Origin of the sequence: Bradyrhizobium sp. Gha (genome assembly GCF_900113735.1) — a bacterium.
Classification (GTDB): Bacteria; Pseudomonadota; Alphaproteobacteria; order Rhizobiales; family Xanthobacteraceae; genus Bradyrhizobium.
Genome location: NZ_FOQM01000019.1, coordinates 25,773 through 44,992, shown reverse-complemented (window position 1 = coordinate 44,992; position 19,220 = coordinate 25,773). Strand labels below are relative to the sequence as shown.

The 19,220-nt window shown below is 63.7% G+C and carries 19 protein-coding genes and 1 pseudogene; 7 read left to right on the top strand and 13 right to left on the bottom strand.

The window, feature by feature from the left end; translation table 11 throughout:
• Window positions 1-16: 16 nt before the first annotated feature.
• The 3 genes from BM222_RS22150 to BM222_RS22140 are packed head-to-tail and all read right to left on the bottom strand — an operon-like array spanning window position 17 to window position 1,766.
• Window positions 17-757, bottom strand: a complete 741-nt coding sequence (locus BM222_RS22150; protein ID WP_092232019.1) for a di-trans,poly-cis-decaprenylcistransferase — start codon at window positions 755-757, stop codon at window positions 17-19.
• A 30-nt stretch (window positions 758-787) separates the two neighbouring features.
• On the bottom strand, window positions 788-1,162 hold the full coding sequence (locus tag BM222_RS22145; RefSeq protein ID WP_177243380.1) for a transcriptional regulator: 375 nt from the start codon (window positions 1,160-1,162) through the stop codon (window positions 788-790).
• A complete protein-coding gene (locus BM222_RS22140; protein ID WP_092232013.1) occupies window positions 1,149-1,766 on the bottom strand; it encodes a hypothetical protein in 618 nt (205 codons plus the stop codon). The genes BM222_RS22145 and BM222_RS22140 overlap by 14 nt, the downstream gene beginning before the upstream one ends.
• 197 nt (window positions 1,767-1,963) lie before the next feature.
• On the opposite strand from BM222_RS22140, the pseudogene BM222_RS22135 reads away from it, so the two are divergent.
• Window positions 1,964-3,206, top strand: a pseudogene (locus BM222_RS22135) (S1C family serine protease).
• 6 nt (window positions 3,207-3,212) lie between these two features.
• On the opposite strand, the gene BM222_RS22130 reads toward BM222_RS22135, so the two are convergent.
• The 7 genes from BM222_RS22130 to BM222_RS22100 all read right to left on the bottom strand — a co-directional run bounded on the left by BM222_RS22130 (window position 3,213) and on the right by BM222_RS22100 (window position 10,370).
• Window positions 3,213-3,947: a DUF899 domain-containing protein gene (locus BM222_RS22130; RefSeq protein WP_092232270.1), complete on the bottom strand. Its 735-nt coding sequence runs from the start codon at window positions 3,945-3,947 to the stop codon at window positions 3,213-3,215.
• A 20-nt stretch (window positions 3,948-3,967) separates the two neighbouring features.
• Window positions 3,968-4,312 (bottom strand): SRPBCC family protein, encoded by a 345-nt coding sequence (locus BM222_RS22125; protein ID WP_244547210.1) that lies wholly within the window; start codon window positions 4,310-4,312, stop codon window positions 3,968-3,970.
• On the bottom strand, window positions 4,312-4,815 hold the full coding sequence (locus BM222_RS22120; RefSeq protein WP_244547209.1) for an ArsR/SmtB family transcription factor: 504 nt from the start codon (window positions 4,813-4,815) through the stop codon (window positions 4,312-4,314). Before BM222_RS22120 ends, BM222_RS22125 begins: the two co-directional genes overlap by 1 nt.
• A gap of 47 nt (window positions 4,816-4,862) precedes the next feature.
• Entirely contained in the window at window positions 4,863-5,837 is a 975-nt protein-coding gene (locus BM222_RS22115; RefSeq protein ID WP_092232007.1) for a Bug family tripartite tricarboxylate transporter substrate binding protein, read from the bottom strand.
• 267 nt (window positions 5,838-6,104) lie between these two features.
• Window positions 6,105-7,199, bottom strand: a complete 1,095-nt coding sequence (locus tag BM222_RS22110) for an HD-GYP domain-containing protein (RefSeq protein ID WP_092232004.1) — start codon at window positions 7,197-7,199, stop codon at window positions 6,105-6,107.
• Window positions 7,200-7,596: 397 nt separating this feature from the next.
• Entirely contained in the window at window positions 7,597-9,882 is a 2,286-nt protein-coding gene (locus tag BM222_RS22105; protein ID WP_092232001.1) for a xanthine dehydrogenase family protein molybdopterin-binding subunit, read from the bottom strand.
• Entirely contained in the window at window positions 9,879-10,370 is a 492-nt protein-coding gene (locus BM222_RS22100; RefSeq protein WP_092231998.1) for a (2Fe-2S)-binding protein, read from the bottom strand. Before BM222_RS22100 ends, BM222_RS22105 begins: the two co-directional genes overlap by 4 nt.
• A gap of 485 nt (window positions 10,371-10,855) precedes the next feature.
• On the opposite strand from BM222_RS22100, the gene BM222_RS22095 reads away from it, so the two are divergent.
• From BM222_RS22095 to BM222_RS22080, 4 genes are all read left to right on the top strand, one after another.
• On the top strand, window positions 10,856-11,620 hold the full coding sequence (locus BM222_RS22095; RefSeq protein ID WP_092231997.1) for an alpha/beta fold hydrolase: 765 nt from the start codon (window positions 10,856-10,858) through the stop codon (window positions 11,618-11,620).
• A 22-nt stretch (window positions 11,621-11,642) separates the two neighbouring features.
• Window positions 11,643-11,984 carry a hypothetical protein gene (locus BM222_RS22090; protein ID WP_092231994.1) on the top strand — a complete coding sequence of 114 codons (342 nt, stop codon included), beginning with the start codon at window positions 11,643-11,645 and terminating at the stop codon, window positions 11,982-11,984.
• A 234-nt stretch (window positions 11,985-12,218) separates the two neighbouring features.
• Entirely contained in the window at window positions 12,219-12,893 is a 675-nt protein-coding gene (locus BM222_RS22085) for a dienelactone hydrolase family protein (RefSeq protein ID WP_092232264.1), read from the top strand.
• 232 nt (window positions 12,894-13,125) lie between these two features.
• Window positions 13,126-13,608: a hypothetical protein gene (locus BM222_RS22080; RefSeq protein WP_092231991.1), complete on the top strand. Its 483-nt coding sequence runs from the start codon at window positions 13,126-13,128 to the stop codon at window positions 13,606-13,608.
• A 95-nt stretch (window positions 13,609-13,703) separates the two neighbouring features.
• On the opposite strand, the gene BM222_RS22075 is transcribed toward BM222_RS22080, so the two are convergent.
• From BM222_RS22075 to BM222_RS22065, 3 genes are all read right to left on the bottom strand, one after another.
• Window positions 13,704-14,444, bottom strand: a complete 741-nt coding sequence (locus BM222_RS22075) for a polysaccharide biosynthesis/export family protein (RefSeq protein ID WP_092231988.1) — start codon at window positions 14,442-14,444, stop codon at window positions 13,704-13,706.
• Between the two features lie 102 nt (window positions 14,445-14,546).
• Window positions 14,547-15,203: a peptide-methionine (S)-S-oxide reductase MsrA gene (msrA, locus tag BM222_RS22070; protein ID WP_092231985.1), complete on the bottom strand. Its 657-nt coding sequence runs from the start codon at window positions 15,201-15,203 to the stop codon at window positions 14,547-14,549.
• 208 nt (window positions 15,204-15,411) lie between these two features.
• Complete coding sequence (locus BM222_RS22065; protein ID WP_092231981.1) at window positions 15,412-15,729, bottom strand: hypothetical protein; 318 nt, start codon at window positions 15,727-15,729, stop codon at window positions 15,412-15,414.
• A 387-nt stretch (window positions 15,730-16,116) separates the two neighbouring features.
• Here BM222_RS22065 and rpsT point away from each other — a divergent pair, with 387 nt between their 5' ends.
• Window positions 16,117-16,383: a 30S ribosomal protein S20 gene (gene rpsT / locus BM222_RS22060; protein WP_011083654.1), complete on the top strand. Its 267-nt coding sequence runs from the start codon at window positions 16,117-16,119 to the stop codon at window positions 16,381-16,383.
• 1,271 nt (window positions 16,384-17,654) lie between these two features.
• Window positions 17,655-19,067 (top strand): chromosomal replication initiator protein DnaA, encoded by a 1,413-nt coding sequence (gene dnaA, locus BM222_RS22050; protein ID WP_092232261.1) that lies wholly within the window; start codon window positions 17,655-17,657, stop codon window positions 19,065-19,067.
• Window positions 19,068-19,220: the final 153 nt, after the last annotated feature.

Below are 19,220 nucleotides of genomic sequence, written 5' to 3'. Positions count from 1 at the left end.
GCGATGCGGTCCAGCCTCACGCCCGCGAGAGTGACGGCACCTCGTTTGGCATGATGGCCTGGAGGCCGCCGAAGCGGCGCTCGCGGCCGTGAAAGGAGGCCAGCGCAGCGGCGAGATCGCCTGCATCGAATTCCGGCCACATCCGCTCGGTGAAATGCAGCTCGGCATAGGCGCCTTCCCAGAGCAGGAAGTCCGACAAGCGCTTCTCGCCCGAGGTACGGATGATGAGATCGACGTCGCGCAAGCCCGCCTCGCCGGTGACGAGCTGTGAGAAGGCTTCGCGGGTCAGGCTGGTCAGCGCAGCCGCCTTCGCCGCGGCATTCAGGATGGCGTCGCGCGCGGAATAGTCGACCGCGATGCGTAAGTGCAGCGTGGTGCCGTGTGCGGTGTCCGCCTCCGCGCGCGCGATGGCATTGGCGATGCCATCCGGCAGGCGGTCGCGGCGGCCGATGACGTTGAGGCGGACACCATTCTTCGCGAGGCTCTGCACCTCATTGGCGAGATAGAAGCGAAGCAGCGTCATCAGCGCGGCGACCTCGGCCTTCGGCCGGCGCCAATTGTCGGTCGAGAACGCGTACAGCGTCAGCGTGCCGATGCCCTGCTTGGGCGCGGCTTCGACGATTCGCCGAATCGTCTCCACGCCGGCCTCGTGGCCGCGCACGCGCGACAGACCCCGCCGCGTCGCCCATCGCCCGTTGCCGTCCATGATGATGCCGACATGAAGTTTCTCGTTGTGGCACGTTGTGTCACTTTGCATCGCAAAGTCTCCGCTCAAAATGGGGGACAGTCAGGTCGAAAGAATGCCGAGGCGGCCGAGCGGCGACGCTTCGCGGCCCGCAGCCTTGGCGGCGTCGCGTACCAGCCGCTCGAGCACCGCGAGATAGTCGAGGAAGCGGCGACGGCCGGTCTTGGTCAGACGGCAGGTGGTGTGCGGGCGATTTCCTTCATAGCCCTTCGTGACCTCGACGAGGCCAGCCTCCTGGAGCACCGCGAGGTGCCGGCTGAGATTGCCGTCGGTAAGGCCGCAGAGCTGTTTCAGATCGGCGAACGCAAGCCCCTTCGGGTGAGCCATCAACGAGGTCAGCAGCCCAAGCCTCGCCTTCTCGTGGATCACACGGTCGAGCCCCTCATAAGAGAACGGCGCGCTGTCAGTCTTCGACATCATTGTCTCCGGACGCGAAATACAGAATGGCCGCCATGAGCGATTGGCCGATGACGAAGGGCAAGCCCATGGTCCAAGGCGACAGCATGTGGGTCCGGCTCGCAAGCACCACGACCACAAAGCCCGAGATGAAGTACCAGGCCCCGGCGAATGCCACGCCGCGCGGCAGCCAGCGGACAGAGGCGAAAATGCCGAGCGACACCAGGATCTGCCATAGCCCCGGGAGCAGCCACAGCGTCTCCGCGGCGAACTTCCACATCACCACCGCAAGCAGGACACCGGCGACGCCCGCGGGCAGGAACTGTTCGACGGCCTGATGGATCATGGCGTCGGCCAGACCCGAATGATGGCGGCGCGAGCGCGCGCGCATCTCGATCCAGATGATCAGGGCGGACAACGCAGCCGCGATGAACCAGCCGAAGAAGAAGCCGAGCGGCTCGCCGGTGGGATCGCGGAGCAGCCAGAATTGCAGGACGGCGGTGACAAGCGCGACAGCTCCGGTCGCCGCCATCGTGGCCGGACCATAGCCGCGGAACGCCGTGCCGGCCGCAATCTGGCTGCGGATCGCCACGATGTCAGCCAGTGCCTTGTCGAGATCGCGCATTGGCAACGCCAAAACTCCGCTCCACCCACGCTCGCGGATCGGCTCTTCCGATCACTTTGTGATGCAAAGTATACCGCGTTACAAAGTAAAGGCAAGCCGGGAAATCGCCTGCGCAGACGGTTCCGCGTAGACAACCAGCGGTTGCATTTCGGTCGACAGCCCAGCTAAGATGCGGCGAGGGTGCCTGGGGGGAAGTCATGTGGTTAAGGTCGTTCATCGCTGCAGCTCTGCTGCAGATGTGTCTTCTCGAGACGGCGCATGCGAAAGGACCGTTTGGCACCGTCAACGTCGGCGGCTGGGTCGGCGGCGCGTTCAGCAACGACGAGACGGGCGCCTTCTCGCATTGCGCGGCGACAGCGCCTTATGCGAACGGCGTCATCCTCGTCGTGAGCCAAAATGCCGCCGGCACATGGTCGCTCGCCTTTGCGAGTCCCAACTATCACTTCAACAAGGGCGAGAATGCCGCGATCGACGTGACCTTTGACGGGCAGCAGCAAGCCAGGCTGTACGCCGCGGCGTACCGGCCCGACATGCTCACGGCAGTCATGCCGCTGAATGTCGTGCGTACGTTTCAGAAGGCGACCCTGATGGTGGCGACGGCCGGCAGCGCCGTTCTGAATTTTAACCTCACCTCGACCGGACCGGTGATCGCTGCATTGGCCAATTGCGTGACCAAGGTGAAGGCCGACGGCCTCGACAAGGCCGGCGACTTCACCAAGAGTGCCGCCAAGCCAGCCGTCGCGGCGGACAAGCAGGCGCCACCGGCGGCAGGCAAGCCTGCCAAAGCGAGCAAGAGCAGCTCCGGATTTGGCACCGGCTTCGTGGTCAGCGCCAGCGGCCACATCGTCACCAACAACCACGTAATCGAAGGTTGCAGCGAGCTCAAAGGAAATCTCACTGGCGAGGCAGCGATGTTATTGCGCGTGGTGTCTGCTGACGCGAACAACGATCTCGCTCTTTTGCAGGCGCCGTCGACCGCGACATTCAAGGAATATGCCCGGATCCGTGACCGCTCCTTCCGCTCCGGCGATTCGGTCGTTGCGATCGGCTTTCCTTATCACGGCCTGCTCACGTCGGACTTCACCGTGACGACCGGCATCGTGAGCTCGCTCAGCGGCATGCGCAACGACACGCGATTCCTGCAAATCAGCGCACCGGTGCAGCCCGGCAACAGCGGCGGCCCACTGTTCGACACCAGCGGTCAGATCGTTGGCGTGGTCACCGGAAAGCTCCCCGGATTGCGCATTGCCGCGCTGACAGGCGACATCCCCGAGAACATCAACTTCGCGATCAAGACCGGCGCGCTGCGCGACTTCCTTGACAATTCGGTGGTGCCAGCCGAAGGGCGAGCTCAAAACCACCGAGATCGCCGGCAACGCTCGCGCCTATACGATGCTGATCTCGTGCAAAGGCACGGAAGAGGCCGACGCGAAGAAGTAGCCGCCCTCAGCCGTGGCAGCACGCGCTCTTTGCCTGTGACTCGTACTGGTCGCGCAGGCGGACCCAGTCCATCGGATAGGGCAGGCCTTCCTCGTGTCGGCCGAGCGGGGTGAGGTCGAGATATTGATAAGCCGCGTTCATCATGTCGAGGCCGCGGGCGAAGCAGGAATAGGTATGAAAGATCTCGCCTGCCTCGTCGCGAAAGAACACGCTGATGCCGGGCAGCTCCGGGCCGTAGAACGGCGTGGTGCCGAAATTGTATTTCGGCACGCCCTGCTCGATCTGCTCGCGCGTGAACGAGACTCCGTAATCGGAGTTGAAGTCGTTGCGGCCTGACGACACCCAATCGAAACTCCAGCCCATGCGTTTCTTGAACGCCTCGAGCTTCGGGACCGGGGCCAGCGAGATCGCGACCATGGTGGTGTCGCGCGCCGCCAGATGCGGCACCATGCGCTCGAAGCCATCGGCCCAGAACGAGCAGCTCTTGCAGGCAGCTTCCCAGTCCGGCGCGAACATCACATGTTGGACCACGAGCTGCGGGCGGCCCTTGAAGAGATCAGCCAACGTCACCTGGCCGTCCGGCGCGTCGAACATGTAGCTCTTGTCGACTTTCACCCAAGGTAATGCGCGGCGCTCCTCGGCGAGGCGCTCGCGCGCCCGTGAAAACTCCTTCTCGCGCGCCAGATGGACCTTGCGAGCCGCGACCCATTGCTCGCGCGAGACGATCTGATGTTGCTGCATGATATCCTCCTCTGTCCGGATCAACCGACGAAGGCGTCGAGCTTGTCGAAGAACGAGTTCCAGCCACGCTGATGGTTGTCGCGTGCAGTTTCGTCGAAGAACTGAGCGTGATGAAAGATCATCAGCGTGCCGGCACTGTCAGGCTTCAGCGTGATCGTCACCAATGATTCGCGCTCCGGTGTCGAATGCCAGGCCCAGGTGAAGACCAACCGCTCGTTCGGCACGACCTCACGGTAGAGGCCGTTCGCCTCGAAATATTCGCCGTCGTCGCGCGTGAACGAGATGCGGTAGCGGCCGCCGGCGCGGACGTCGAGTTCGGCGTTCAGCGTCGCCGGCTTCATGCTCGGCGGCCCGAACCATTGCACTAGCTGCGCGGCTTGCGTCCAGGCGGCGAAGACCTTTTCCGGCCGCGCGCGGAGCCGGCGTGTGAGCGTAAGGCTTGGGCCTTCGTTTGCGCGTCCGGCGACGTTGGCGACGGCGTTGACCATGGTTTGTCCTCCACAAAGGCGGCAAGGCGGTCGAAACTCTCGGACCAGAATTGGGCATAGCGATTGAGCCAGTCCATCGCCTGCTCCATCGGCTGCGCGGTGAGCCGGCAGGAAACCGTGCGCCCGGTCTTCTCCCGCACGATCAGGCCTGCATCCGTCAGCACGTCGAGATGTTTCATGATTGCCGGCAGCGAGATCGAAAATGGCGCCGCCAGCTCGCTCACGGACAGGCTCTCCTTTTCGCCGAGGCGGGCCAGCAATGCGCGCCGCGTCGGATCCGACAATGCCGCAAAGGTGCGATCAAGCGTCTCGTCCTGATACTTAACCATAGGGTTTAGTATAGGCGCTAACGTCGGCCCGTCAAGCAGGAACTCGCGCACGGAAAAAGCCCCGCCTTGCGGCGGGGTTCAATTCCCGGTCGATCAAGCTACTCGACCTTGAGGCCGGCGAACTCGACGACTTTCTTCCACTTGGCGGTCTCCGCCTCGATCTCCTGGCCGAACGCCTCCGGCGTCAAGCCGAGCGGATCGCCGCCAAGCTCGACCAGGCGCTTGGTCATGGACGGCTCTTTCATGAGCGCGTTGATCTCGTTGTTGAGCTTGGCGATCATGTCCTTGGGCATGTTCTTCGGCGCACCCATGCCGAACAGCGCGCTTGCCTCATAGTCTTTCACGGTCTCGCCGATCGCCGGCACGTCGGGAAGCTGTGGCGAGCGCTGGGCGGTTGTGACGCCGAGCGCGCGCAGCGAACCGGAGCGGATGTGCTGGATGATCGACGGCATGTTGTCGAAGATCACCTGCACCTGTCCGCCGAGCATGTCGGTGATCGCGGGCGCCGCGCCGCGATAGGGCACGTGCTGCATCTTGCAGCCGGTCAGCGCCATGAACATTTCGCCGGACAGATGCACCGAGGTGCCGTTGCCGGAAGAGGCCATGTTCACCTTGCCGGGATTGGCTTTCACGTACTCGATGAACTCGGCAACCGTCTTGGCAGGCACGTCCTTGTTGACGGTCATCACGTTCGGCACGCGCTGGAAGGCGGCGATCGGCGCGATGTCGCGAACGAAGTTGAATTTGAGGTTGGTGTAGAGCGTCGAGTTGATGTAGTTCGCCGGATTGACCAGGAGCACGGTGTAGCCATCGGGCTCGGCGTTCACGACGGATTCGGTGCCGATGTTGTTGCCGGCGCCCGGCTTGTTCTCGATCACGAATTGCTGGCCGAGCCGCTCCGACAGCCGCTGGCCGATCAGGCGCGCGAGGATGTCGGTTGCACCGCCGGGCGGATAGCCGACCACGAACTTCACCGGCCGGGACGGATAATCCGCCGCGAAGGCTTTCGACAGCGGGCTGGCTGCAAGCGGCGTAGCGGCGAGCAGGCCGAGCGCGGAACGGCGGGTGATCATATCGAGGGTTCTCCCAAGTGTTGTTCTTCAAGTGTTGTTCTTCAAGTCTTGTTCTTGATAGCGGCGTCAGCGGCGTTGTAACAAAGGCCACCACGCGCGGAAAGCGCGGAAGCCCCGTGGCGAGCGGCAAAGCGCCGCGGACGTCGCTCCGGCTTGTCAAAAGAAGATCGATGTCCGGCCGCGCGACGCCGACGTCGGAGGATTAGCGTCGCTGGAGACGGCGGCGAAGGCGGAACTCAGGAAGGCGGTCGAGTGACGGCAGCCGGATCAGAACGATCCCAGCGCCACCGGCCGGAACGCCTGCAGCAGCTGCTGGTCGAGCTTGCCGCCCATGCCTTCCATCATCGTGAATGCACGCGAGTGCGTGAACGGCATGCGGTAGGCGCGCTTCTCGACCAGAGCCGCATAGATGTCGACGATCGTCGTCAGGCGCACGATGTCGCTGATCTGGTTCGACGACAGCGCGTTGGGGTAGCCGGAGCCGTCGAGGAATTCATGGTGATGCAAAACGACGTCGAGCATCTCCGGCGGGAAGCCGCCTTGGGCTGCGAGCGCGTCATAGCCGCGGCGCGGATGCTGTCGAACCTCGGCCATCTCCTCGTCGGTGAGCTTGCCGGCCTTGTCGAGCAAATGAGAGGGAACGAAGGCCTTGCCGACATCGTGCAGCAGCGCGGCGCGGGTCAGCCGGCGCTGGTCGTCCTCGCGCATGCCGAGGTGCTGCGCGAAGGCGACCGCGAAGCCGGTGACGAACAGGCAGTGCCGGTAACTGCCGACATGATGGCAGCCGACGGTGGTGAGCCATTCGCGCAGCGAGGAGTGCTTGATCGCCTTCAGGATCTTGTTCTCGGCGGCGATGACGTCGTCGAACGTCAAGGGGATGCCGAGCGGCAGCTTCTCGAACATCTTCTTCAGCACCGCATGCGCCGCCTCGACGCCGCGGTTGAGCGTCTTGCCGCGATCGGTCGCGTCATAGGTGGCGGTATCGGGAAAAGCAGCGCGGATGCGCTGGAGGATGTCTTCCGGCTGCAGCGGTCGCGAGATGGTGTCGGTGGCGCCCAGCGCCCAGGCCTGCATGGTGCCGTGGTGCAGGGCGTCGGCCAGCACGAACAGCCGCGGCATCGAACGATAGGCGTCGCCCCGCAGCTTGTTGCGCACCCGCTGCACGCTCTCGTGCGAGCGCAGGTTGATGTCGACCACGAGACCGGAGAGAGCGCGTGACGGCTGCTCGGGAATCTCCTGCGTCGAGACCGTCGCGACGTCGCCGACCGCCTTCAAGATGCTGGCGAGCTCGCTGCTCTGGTCGCTGCGATCCGAAGCCAGCAGAAGCTGGCGTTTGGTGGCGGATTTGGCTGGCGCGTTCATGGCTTCCCCAAAAGCACGGGAGGGTATTTGGCATCAGCCTAAGCCGGATCAGGTTCTCCGGCCCTTAAGAGGCATGCTCAACGGACGCTGCCGGAATTCCACGCAATTTTACGGATCGCCTGCACCAACGCGAAAACAACCCCATGCGCAGTAGAACGGCCATTGATGGATAAGGGGAATTTCAAATGCTCTCACGCCGCCCTCCGCTGTCGTCGCCCGGGTTGACCGGGCGACCCAGCACGCCAGTACGCCGCGGCAGGAAACCGAGAGGCCGCGGCGTACTGGATGCCCCGCTGTCGCGGGGCATGACAGTGAGGGTGTGGAAATGGCCCCCAAAACAAATCCGCCGGAGGTGGTCCCCCGGCGGATCGTCCCTCGTATTACAATCGCAGCGGGTCTACGCCTTCATCGCCCCCTTCACGGCTTCCGCCGTGATCGGCAGCGCGCGGACGCGGGCGCCGGAGGCATTGAAGATGGCGTTGCCGATGGCGGGCGCGACGACCGTCACCGCCGGCTCGCCGACGCCGGTGGCCTTCTCGCCATTGGCGATCACGGCGACCGCGACCTCCGGCATCTGGCTCATGCGCAAGGGCGTGTAGCCATCGAAATTGGTCTGCTCGATGCCACCGTCCTTCAGCGTCGCCTTCTCGTACAGGGCCAGCGACAGGCCCCACAGCGCCGCACCCTCGACCTGGGCGCGGATGTTGTCGGGATGCACCTGCGTGCCGACATCGGTTGCGACCGTGAGCTTCTTCACGGTCACCTCGCCTGAGGGCGCGACAGCAACATGCGCGACGCAAGCGGTCCAGCTTGCGGTCGCACGTTCCTGTGACGACACGCAGGCAACGCCCATGCCCTCACCCTTCGGCAGCTTCTTGGTGCCGTAGCCGGCAAGGCCCATCGCGGCGAGCAGCGTATTGCGCAACCGCTGCGCGCCGCCGTCGTTCTTGCCGGCGCCGTCGAGCAGCGAGATGCGATACTGCGCCGGATCCTTGCCGGCCGCGGCCGCGATCTCGTCGATCATGCTCTCGACCGCCCAGAAGGTCCAACCCGGCGCCACCGAGCGGAGCTGGCCCGACGGAGTGGCGTTGTGCGCCATCTCGTTCTTGATCGCGCGCACATTGTGGTTCGGCACGGTGTAGAAGAAGTCCGAACCGTTCACGGTGAACGCGTCGAGCGGGCCCTTCTTGTCGACCGACGGCGACAGGAAGTCGGGGATGCCCCAGCGCTGCGTCGGCCAGGCCGAGACGACGTCGTGGCTGAGCGCTATGAGCTTGCCGTCGCCGTCAATGCCGGCCTTCACTTTCTGGTAGGTGAGCGGACGCGAGAAATCCATCGTCATGTCGTTCTCGCGCGTGTAGATCACCTTCACCGGCTTGCCGACGGCCTTGGCCGCCTGCACCGCCGGCACCATCATGTCGGCATCTAACCTGCGGCCGAAACCGCCGCCGAGCCACATCTGGTGCATCACCACGAACTTCGGATCGATCCCGGCAGCACCCGCCGCAATCGCGCCGGAGCGTGTCGCGAACTGGTTGCCGGAATAGATGTGCAGGATGTCGCCCTTGAACTCCGCAGTGGCGTTCATCGGCTCCATCGGCGCGTGGATGTTGATGCTGGTGGTGTATTCCGCCTCGAGCACCTTCGCCGCCGTGCCGAGCGCGGCGCCGACATCACCGTCCTTGACGAAGAACTGGCCGGAATCGTCGAGGCCCTGAAGCCGCTTGGCCTCATCGAGCAGCGACTCGCTCGACAGCTTTGCATTCGGTCCGCCGTCATAGCTGACCTTCAGCGCTGCCGCGGCCTTCTTCGCGTTGGCATAGGTATTGGCGACCGCGACGACCCAGCCCGTCGTGGTCTGGGTCTTGTCGTCGAGGGTGACGGCCTTGATGAAGCCCGGCACCTTCTTCGCATCGCTCTCGTCGACCGATTTGACCGTGGTGCCATAGCGCACCGGCGGCGTCACCACCGCGCCATAGACCATGCCCGGGATCATCACGTCGATGCCGTATTTGGCCGTGCCGTTGGTCTTGGAGGGGATGTCGAGCTGCGGCACCGACACACCGATCATGGTGTATTGATCCGGCGTCTTCAGCTTGATCGCCTTCAGCTCATCAGGCGTGAAGGTTTTCGTTGCCTTGCCGCTCTTGACGACATCGGCGAACGACATCTGCTTCTTCGACTTCGCATGCGAGACCACGGAATCGCGCACCACGAGCTCGGAAGCCGGCACGCCCATCGCAGTGGCCGCGCCTTCCGTCAACGCCATGCGTCCGGCCGCACCCGCGCGGCTCATCGCGTCGAAGTTCATCATGGTCGACCAGCTGCCGCCGGTGATCTGCGCACCGAGGACCGGATCGTTGAACTTCGGATCGTTGGAGGCGAGATTGACCCGCATGTCGCTCCATTTCGCACCCAGCTCCTCGCAGACGATCTGCGCCATGGTGGAGGCGATGTGCTGGCCCATGTCGGCCTTGCCGCAGGTCACGGTGACCAGGCCATCGGGCGAGATCGCATACCAGACGCTCGGCTCGAAATTGGCCGGCGCCGCGGCGAGCGCTTCACCAATGCCGGGCACGCCGGCATAGCCGAGCACGAGGCCGGTGGCGGCGGTGCCGACCAGGAAGGAGCGGCGGCTCAGATCCGATGTCTCAGGTGTGATGGTCTTCACGTGCTTGTTCATGTGGGCCTCCGCTCGTTGCCGGCGGCGGATGCGGTGCGCATCTCGGTGGCGGCGCGCATGATGGCCTTCTGGATCCGCGAATAGGTCATGCAACGGCAGAGATTGCCGTCCATATGCGCCACGACCTCTTCCTTGGTCGGGTTGGCGTTCTTCGCCAGCAGCGAAGCCGCCTGCATGATCTGCCCGGACTGGCAATAGCCGCATTGCGGCACCTGCTCGGCGATCCATGCCTTCTGCAGGGGATGGTCGCCCTTGGCGGACAGGCCTTCGATGGTGGTGATCTTCTTGCCGGCGACGTCGCCGACCATGGTCTGGCACGACCGTACGGCCTCGCCGTTGACGTGCACGGTGCAGGCACCGCACAGGCCGGCACCGCAGCCGAATTTCGTGCCGGTCATCTGCAATTGTTCGCGGATGGCCCAAAGGAGCGGCGTGTCGTTTGCCGCGTCCACGGACATACTCCGCCCGTTGATCGTGAGCGTTGGCATAGGCGTCTTCCCCTGCCGGTGCATGAAGCCGCTTACGGCGGCGACTTGATTGACGGACGCCCACCGGGCTGGCCTCCGCCTTGCGCGGAACAATGATCGGGTTCTTGCGCGGAGGCAAATGCAATTTGGAATCGATCGAAACAATCTCGGCAGTCGCTTGTTGTGCGTCGCGACAACAGCGGTGACGTTAGCGACTGGACGCAACAAGCTGCGAGCTGGGCATGCATGTCATCGCGATCGCAACGGTTTCTTCGAGGTAACTTGGAGAGCTAAGGTGCAAGCGCCGGTGCGGGTGTCCCTTCTCCCCTTGCGGGAGAAGGTGGCGCGAAGCGCCGGATGAGGGGTATCTCTCCACTCGCAAGATCGTTCGCGAGGAGAGATACCCCTCACCCGGCTTCGCTTCGCGAATCCACCCTCTCCCGCAAGGGGCGAGGGCGCACCGTCGTCGTGGTTGGAGCGAACAAGAACAAGAAAGGTCGGAAGCAATGCCAAGGATCGATCGGGACGGCGTCGGCATCCATTACGAGGTTCATGGCGACGGGCCGCCGCTGCTGCTGACCCACGGCTATTCCTCGACGTCTGCGATGTGGCACGAGCAGGTCGATGCTCTCTCGAAAGACCACAAGCTCATCCTGTGGGACATGCGCGGCCACGGACAGTCGGACTATCCTGACGATCCCGACGCCTATAGCGAGGCGCTGACCGTCGGCGACATGGCGGCGATCCTCGATGCCGTCGGCGCCTTCAGCGCCATCGTCGGCGGGTTGTCGCTCGGCGGCTACATGTCGCTTGCGTTCTACCGCGTTCATCCAACACGCACGCGTGCGCTGCTGATCATCGACACGGGGCCCGGCTTCAAGAAAGACGACGCCCGCGAGGCCTGGAATGCGCGGGCGCTCGCCACGGCCGACAAGCTCGAGCTGGAAGGACTCGCCGTGCTGAAAGCGGCCACGCGCGAGCGCGCCAGCGCCAGCCATCGCGACGCCAAGGGACTGGCCCTCGCCGCGCGCGGCATGCTGACCCAGCGCGATGCAGCCGTGATGGAGTTGCTGCCCGAGATCAAAGTGCCGTCGCTGATCGTGGTGGGCGCCGACGACACACCGTTCCTGGCGGCGTCGGATTACATGGCAGCCAAGATCCCCGGCGCACAAAAGGTCGTGATCCCCGCGGCCGGACACGCCGTCAATATCGATCAGCCCAAGGCTTTTGTTGACGCCGTGGGGCCTTTCCTGAAGAACTTGCCGGCGTAGGCGGCGAACAGGGATCAAGACGATGAGGCGGACAATCTTGGCTGCGGGCGCAGCGCTTCTCTCGATGACAGTGTCGGTGCAGGCCGAACCGTTCGGTACGGTGCCGCTGCGCCGTCCTTTCGTCGAGACCCTGTCGAACAATACGCCGCTGGCGTTCGGGATGGACGCGGACCAGACCGCGCGCGCTCTCGGACAGCCCCTGCAATATGTCCGTGGACGGCGCGGCAACGAGATCTATCTCGCCCTGCGCGAGCTCGGCGGCAGCGGCCTGGTGCCGTCCCGCAACCGCCTGTTCCTGCAATTCCGTCACGGGCGGCTAGCCGGATGGAAAGAGGATTACGGCGACAACTGGATGTGGGAGTGAGCGCGGCTCCGTGAAACAACAAAGATCGTAGCCCGGATGGAGCGGAGCGAAATCCGGGCTAGGGCACTTCATGATGGAGAGGTGCAAGTCTATCCAGACCCGTCATTGCGAGCGCAGCGAAGCAATCCAGACTATCTCCGCAGCAAGATTCTGGATTGCTTCGCGACGCTCGCAATGACACTGGTGATCAACGAGACGGCTGGGAAGCAACAATCAACAACAAAGGATCATCCCGTGGGACAAGACATCAAACTGACGGCGTCGGACAATTTCCAGCTTGGCGCGTATCGCGCCGATCCCGCAGGCCGCCCTAAGGGCGCTGTGGTGGTGATCCAGGAGATTTTTGGCGTCAATCACCACATCCGCTCGGTCTGCGACCGCCTCGCCGCGGAAGGCTATGTCGCGATCGCGCCGTCGATCTTCGACCGGACGTCGCCGGGCTTCCAGTCAGGCTATACGCCCGATGAGATCGCGGAAGCGCGCAAATTCGTCGCCAATCCCGACTGGGCGGCGATGCTGCGCGACACCCAGGCCGCGATCGACGCGGTCAAAAACACGGGGCCGGTCGGCATCATCGGCTTCTGCCTCGGCGGCAGCATCGCCTTTGTCGCGGCGACGCGATTGAACGGCCTGAAGGCCGCGATCGGCTATTACGGCGGCGCCATCGTGCGCTTTGCGGATGAGACACCGAAGGTGCCGACGCAACTCCATTTCGGCGAGAAGGATCAAGGCATCCCCCTCACCGATGTCGAGACCGTCAAGGCGAAGCGGCCCGACGTCGAAGTGTTTACCTATCCGGGCGCGCAGCATGGCTTCCATTGCGACGAGCGGCCGAGCTACGACAAGGCCAGTTCCGACATCGCCTGGCCGCGCAGCCTGGCGTTCCTTGCGGAGCATTTGACGAAGTAGGCGGGCACCCTCTCCTCCGTCATTCCGGGGCGCGCGTAGCGCGAACCCGGAATCCATCGGGCCGTAGAGTCGATGGATGAATGGATTCCGGGCCTGCACCGCGTCGCGGCGCGTCCCGGAATGACCATAGGAGAGAGGTTGCGCGGCTCCTCAAAGCAGGAATCGGGTGGCTGCGTCACGCCACCCGGCGATAGAGCTGGCTGATCAACCCAGTTCACGCCGGGAGATCGTCATGCAGCAGCCCAACAGCAACCTCGTCATCCGCAACCCGTTCGGCACCATGGACGTGCCGGCGCCTGATGATGCCGAAGTCATGCACTACGCCATATCCGCTGTGCTGAGCGGCGATGCCGACGACCTCAATGCGGCGCATTGGCCATCCCTTCCGGCGCTGTCCGACCCGCTCGATGGCAGCTGGGCGAGCCGCTGGAACGGCGGTGCCGATCCGACCATTGCGGGCGATACGCGGGAGAGATGGAAGCAGGGCCGCGCGGAGGTCCGTGTCGTCGGCGAACGGATCTATCTACGCTTCGATTGGGACGAGGGCCGACGCCACGGACTGATCGATGCCGTGCGCGACGGCGGCAATGGCCTGATCGGGAAATACATCAACCTGACCAATCCCGCGATCGTCAGGCCCTGGATCGGGCTCGTGGTCGACGCCACGCGCATTGACGGATGCTTTCCGAACGGGCGGCTTGATTTCAGGCGGTGACCCTGTCCGTCATTCCGGGGCGATGCGTTAGCATCGAACCCGGAATCTCGAGATTCCGGGTTCGCGCTACGCCAGCCCCGGAATGACAGCAAGAACTAGAACCAGCGCTCGCCCACGAACACGGTGTCGCCGGGGCTGACGGGCGTGCCGAGCGGCACGACAGCGCGCATGGCGCCACCAGCATCGGTGTGAGTCACGGTGACCACATCGCGCTTGGCGCGCGGCGAGAAGCCGCCGGCGATCGCGACCGCGCTCTCGACCGTCATGTTGGGCACGTAAGGATATTGGCCGGGCGCCGCGACCTCGCCGAGAATGAAGAACGGGCGATAGGACTCGATCTCCACGGCCACCGATGGCTCGCGGATATAGCCGTTGCGCAGGCGCGCGGCGATTTCACCGGCGAGCCCCGCCGTGGTGCGGCCACGCGCCGGCACCGCGCCGATCAGCGGCATGGTGATGGAACCGCCGGCATCGATAGCGTAGCTGTTGGTGAGACCTTCCTGGCCGTAGACCACCACGCGCAGCTTGTCGCCGGCATCGAGATGATAGGAGGCGTCGTAGTGCACCGGTGCGGCCACCATTGGCGCGGCATAAGCGACCGGCACCGGCGCGGGACCCGCGGCAAAGGAGTTGGCGAGCGCATCGAGGGCGCCGCCGCCATTGTTGGCAACAACGACCGGCTGCGGCGCGGTGTAGGGCTGGCCGTAAGCTATGGTGTCGAGATCGGGACGAGGCTGCATGTATGCGACGGAGCCGGTTGTCTGCATGCAGCCGCCCAGGTTCAGCGCGGCGGACGCTGCCAAGATCGACCATCGAAACGCGCGTGCAACCGGCACCGGACCATCCCTACCGACGAGACGGCTCCAGTGATGCACCCGTTATGGTTAACAAAGGGTTGAAGGGGAGGCTAAGCACGCCGTCGCTTCGACGACTTGCAATTACGCGCTCACACCCACGCCGATGGGACACGACACGCCGGTGCCGCCAAGGCCGCAATAGCCGGCGGGATTCTTCGCCAGATATTGCTGGTGGTAGTCCTCGGCGAAATAGAACGGACCCGCGGGCGCGATCTCGGTGGTGATGGTGCCGAGGCCCTTTGCGGCGAGCGCTTTCTGATAGAGCGCCTTGAATTCGTCAGCCGCCTTCTTCTGCGCATCGGAATAGGTGTAGATCGCACTTCGGTATTGCGTGCCGACGTCGTTGCCCTGGCGCATGCCCTGCGTCGGGTTGTGGTTCTCCCAGAACGTCTTCAGCAGTTTCTCGTATGAAATCTTCTTCGGATCAAACACCACCAGCACCACTTCGGTGTGGCCGGTGCGGCCCGAGCAGGTCTCTTCATAGGTCGGGTTCGGGGTGTGACCGCCGGCATAGCCGACGGCCGTGGTGTAGATGCCCTCGCCAAGCTCCCAGAATTTCCGTTCGGCGCCCCAGAAGCAGCCGAGCCCGAACACGGCCTGCTCGAGGCCATCGGGGTAAGGCGGCTGCAACTTGCTGCCGTTGACGAAATGGAAGCTCGCAGTCGGAATCGGCTGCGGACGACCGGGCAGCGCGTCAGCCGCGCTCGGCAACGTGGTGGACTTGCGCATGAACAGCATGATGGGATCTCCGGGAAACGAGTTGGCGCGCGCCTGAACCAGGTGTTCAGGCGGCGTGCTCGCGATCGAGTGGGAATATAGGTCTCTACGGAGGAAGTGGCAGTCTCGTTACGTCGCCGTTCGCGAGCCCAATCCCGGCGGGAATCGAGAAGGTTCAATCCCCGGCGGGAATCGAGAAGATTCAATCCCCGGCGGGAATCGAGAAGATTCAATCCCGGGAATAGCCGATCAGCGGCTTGCGCGGCCGGAACACGATCATCAACACGATGCCCAGAATGCCCAGAACGGCGAAAACCGGCTGGTCGAGCACCAGGCGGATCACCGAGGTCCAGAGCCAGGGCGCCTTGGCCTCGACCCAGGTCCGGAAGGCGGACTGGCTGGCCTGGTTGATGTCGTTCCAGAACTGGCCGAACCGGGTGAAGCGCAGGGTCTGGTCGGCCACCCAGCGGGCGCCGTCATAGACCACGAAGAAGAACCCGCAGGCCAGCAGCAACAAGCCAATCAGACGGAAAAAGCCGCGGATCATGCCTCACCCTCTATGGCCGCCCGAGCGGACGAGCCCCTGGAAATGCCGTCAGCCAATAGCCGGGAGACGGCAGAAATTCAACCTCATCAGGGCGTTAGGCCCCCCTTGGCACGCCCTCGGAGCTGTTTTTCCAGCCCCTAAAGCGTTGACGGTGCCAAAGACCCCCTCTATAAGGGCGCCAACTGGCGGTGGGCGCAATCCTGCCGCCGCTGTTCTTTGAGCAGTTGCAGGCTCTTTTGAGCCTCAGAGATGGCCGCAAAGCCATCGCTCATGTTCCGGGGACGGCCCAGCAACCGAACACCCTAAATCCGAGCGTCGATTCCGCGGTCAAGCTGCCGGCGCTATCAGACCAAGACGCGACCGGTACCCGCAAAGGACATTGAGACCATGGCCAACACCACCTCCGCCAAGAAAGCGACGCGCAAGATCGCCCGCCGCACCGCTGTCAACAAGTCGCGCCGCACCCAGATGCGCGGCGCCGTGCGTAACGTCGAGGAAGCGATCAAGACCGGCGATCGCGCCGCCGCCGTCAAGGCGCTGGCCAATGCCGAACCCGCGCTGATGCGTGCTGCCCAGCGCAACATCATTCACAAGAACAACGCCAGCCGCAAAGTCTCGCGCCTCACGGCGCAGATTGCCAAGCTCGCGAAGTAAGCTCGCGAAGTCAGCTCGCGACCTAAATTCGCAGAGCAAGTTCGACAAGCGGTCGCGTCATTCGATCGACTGAAGCAATCGAACATCAAGCGCTCAATCAGCCCGGCTTCGCGCCGGGCTTTTTGTTGCCTGTCACAATTCACGCCTGCGGCGTTTTGGGCGACGCGCTATCCCTGAAAGACTCCTCTCGTCTTCGCCAAGCGGTATCCGTATTTTACCTGTCGCTGTTTTTGCAACAGTGGAAACTTTCAATGCGGTGCGAAAAACCCCTGCGGGGCGGGCTCAAGTTGAATTCGTGCGCGCGCGTTCTGCACACCGTAGTTTCACCGGGGCAGCTTTCGCGCTCTCGGGTTACCCTTCCAAACGAGACTCAAAAAACGATGACTCGCTAATCACTTATGGACATAGCAGCGACAAGCATTTGGAAAATGCGCGTGCGCGGCGCGTGCGTGACGATTTTGTAAAAATTTTTTGGCGGGAGGGGAGTCGTTGTCACATGATGCCCGCGATTTTCGAATCTGTGCACGAATCCAAAAACTTGCTCTCAAGCCTGTGAACAACCCGTGCGCGGCATTAACGCTGGTCAAGTTTTTTGATGCCTCAAGGGTGAATCAATTTCGTTGCGAGTCTTTCCCCATAGTGTATTCCTTAAGTCGTTCGCGGCGCCCACGATCTTGAGACCAGCGCGGATTAAGAAACGGGGCGAGCGTGCAAATCGGCGGCGATGTGCACGTAGGCGACGCTTCAACAAGCGATTGTCGGATAAAACCCATAGCAATATGGGAACGGTAGCTCTTTGTCTTGATGTGTCCCTCGCGCTTTGCGCACGAGAGACACCCTGAGGCTGCCCCGACACGCCTGATGGCGACGCCGAACGGACGATGTGTGCAGACGGGCAGGACATCCGCGACTGGACTACGGCGCGGGAGTTCTTTTACGCAGGACCTTGCCGTGAGCAATCACGGCAGGACGGGGAGGTATCATGTCCTACGGAATCAACGCGGTGTTGACTGAAGTATCATCGTCCAACGATCCCGTTTCCAATCCGTCCTGCGATCATCCCCCCATTTGTGAGAGCGCGCAAAGTACGCGCTGACCTCGCGACCCCTCCATCCCTGACATCGCTGATCTGACCGACGGCGTTCCCGCCGGATCGTTGAGCCATGCCTGAGGATGGACTCGCTTGAGGTCGCGTCACCGCAGAGGTCCTCCTGGGACCTCTGGGTGGCGTCCACCACGCAACCTTATCTCTCGAGAAAAGTTTTCAAATGATGACGACATCGGAACAGGATCGCTGGTCACGCGTGAAGAATCGCCTGCGCACGAACGTTGGCGAAGACGTCTATACGAGCTGGTTTGCGCGCATGGATCTCGAGGGCGTGCAGGATGAGAGCGTGCGGCTCTCGGTGCCCACCCGCTTCCTGAAGAGCTGGATCCAGGCCCATTATGCCGAGCGCGTGCTGTCGTGCTGGCAGGCCGAGATGCCCGAAGTGCATCGCATCGATCTCACCGTTCGCTCCGCCGTGCGCCCCGTGGTGCAGTCGAAGGAAGTGCCGGCTCCCGTCGAGACGCGCCGCGCGCCTGCGCCGGAGCTGCGTTCGACCGCGACGGCGCCGGTGTCCGCCAATCATGATGCGCTCGGCGGCTCGCCGCTCGATCCGCGCCTGACCTTTGCAAGCTTCGTCGTCGGCCGCTCCAACACGCTGGCGCATGCCGCCGCACGTCAGGTCGCCGAAGGTCGTCGCGGCGACCCCGTGATGTTCAACCCGCTCTACATTCATGCGGGCGTCGGCCTCGGCAAGACGCATCTGCTGCAGGCGGTGACCTGGGCCGGCAATTCCGGCAACGAGCGCAAGGTGCTCTATCTCACCGCGGAAAAATTCATGTACGGCTTCGTCGCTGCGCTGAAGACGCAGACGGCGCTGGCCTTCAAGGAAGCGCTGCGCGGCATCGACGTGCTCGTGATCGACGACCTCCAGTTCCTGCAGGGCAAGTCGACGCAGGCCGAGTTCTGCCACACGCTGAATGCGCTGATCGATGCCGGCCGCCAGGTCGTGATCGCGGCCGACCGTCCGCCGTCCGATCTCGAAAGCCTGGACGATCGCGTCCGCTCGCGCCTGGCCGGCGGCCTCGTGGTCGAGATGGGCTCGCTCGGCGAGGAGCTGCGCCACGGCATTCTCAAGTCGCGCGTCGCAGCCGCCCGCAGCCACCATGCGACGTTCGAAGTGCCCGAGGAGGTGCTGACCTATCTGGCGGGCGCCATCACCCATAACGGCCGCGACCTCGAAGGCGCGATCAACCGCCTCTTGGCGCATTCGAAGCTCAACAACCGGCCGGTCACGCTGGAAATGGCCGAGCACGAGGTGCGCGATCTGATCCGCCCCTCGGAGCCGAAGCGCATCAAGATCGAGGACATCCAGCGCGTGGTGGCGCGACAGTATAATGTCAGCCGCTCCGATTTGCTGTCCTCGCGCCGGACCGCGAATGTGGTGCGGCCGCGCCAGGTGGCGATGTACCTCGCCAAGACGCTGACCCTGCGCTCGCTGCCGGAGATCGGCCGCCGCTTCGGTGGCCGCGACCACACCACCGTGCTGCACGCCGTGCGCAAGATCGAGGCGCTGGTTTCCAAGGACAACGCGCTGTCCGAGGAGGTCGAGTCGCTCAAGCGCCAGCTGCAGGAATAAACGGCCAAGGAATAAACGCCTAAGGCTCCCGCCAATCTGCCGCCGCTCCGGCCACGCCGGGGCGGCGGTGGTGTTTTTGGCTGTAAATCGTGGGGAACCAGCCCCCAATACCTTGAAACGGATGGCTTTCCGCGCCACCTTACGCGGCCCCGA

Excerpts from the sequence above, each read along its gene's own strand:
- BM222_RS22150 (WP_092232019.1), bottom strand. The coding sequence starts at position 757 with ATGCAAAGTGACACAACGTGCCACAACGAGAAACTTCATGTCGGCATC.
- BM222_RS22145 (WP_177243380.1), bottom strand. The coding sequence starts at position 1,162 with ATGTCGAAGACTGACAGCGCGCCGTTCTCTTATGAGGGGCTCGACCGT.
- BM222_RS22140 (WP_092232013.1), bottom strand. The coding sequence starts at position 1,766 with ATGCGCGATCTCGACAAGGCACTGGCTGACATCGTGGCGATCCGCAGC.
- BM222_RS22130 (WP_092232270.1), bottom strand. The coding sequence starts at position 3,947 with ATGCAGCAACATCAGATCGTCTCGCGCGAGCAATGGGTCGCGGCTCGC.
- BM222_RS22115 (WP_092232007.1), bottom strand. The coding sequence starts at position 5,837 with ATGATCACCCGCCGTTCCGCGCTCGGCCTGCTCGCCGCTACGCCGCTT.
- BM222_RS22110 (WP_092232004.1), bottom strand. The coding sequence starts at position 7,199 with ATGAACGCGCCAGCCAAATCCGCCACCAAACGCCAGCTTCTGCTGGCT.
- BM222_RS22105 (WP_092232001.1), bottom strand. The coding sequence starts at position 9,882 with ATGAACAAGCACGTGAAGACCATCACACCTGAGACATCGGATCTGAGC.
- BM222_RS22100 (WP_092231998.1), bottom strand. The coding sequence starts at position 10,370 with ATGCCAACGCTCACGATCAACGGGCGGAGTATGTCCGTGGACGCGGCA.
- BM222_RS22095 (WP_092231997.1), top strand. The coding sequence starts at position 10,856 with ATGCCAAGGATCGATCGGGACGGCGTCGGCATCCATTACGAGGTTCAT.
- BM222_RS22090 (WP_092231994.1), top strand. The coding sequence starts at position 11,643 with ATGAGGCGGACAATCTTGGCTGCGGGCGCAGCGCTTCTCTCGATGACA.
- BM222_RS22080 (WP_092231991.1), top strand. The coding sequence starts at position 13,126 with ATGCAGCAGCCCAACAGCAACCTCGTCATCCGCAACCCGTTCGGCACC.
- msrA (WP_092231985.1), bottom strand. The coding sequence starts at position 15,203 with ATGCTGTTCATGCGCAAGTCCACCACGTTGCCGAGCGCGGCTGACGCG.
- BM222_RS22065 (WP_092231981.1), bottom strand. The coding sequence starts at position 15,729 with ATGATCCGCGGCTTTTTCCGTCTGATTGGCTTGTTGCTGCTGGCCTGC.
- rpsT (WP_011083654.1), top strand. The coding sequence starts at position 16,117 with ATGGCCAACACCACCTCCGCCAAGAAAGCGACGCGCAAGATCGCCCGC.
- dnaA (WP_092232261.1), top strand. The coding sequence starts at position 17,655 with ATGACGACATCGGAACAGGATCGCTGGTCACGCGTGAAGAATCGCCTG.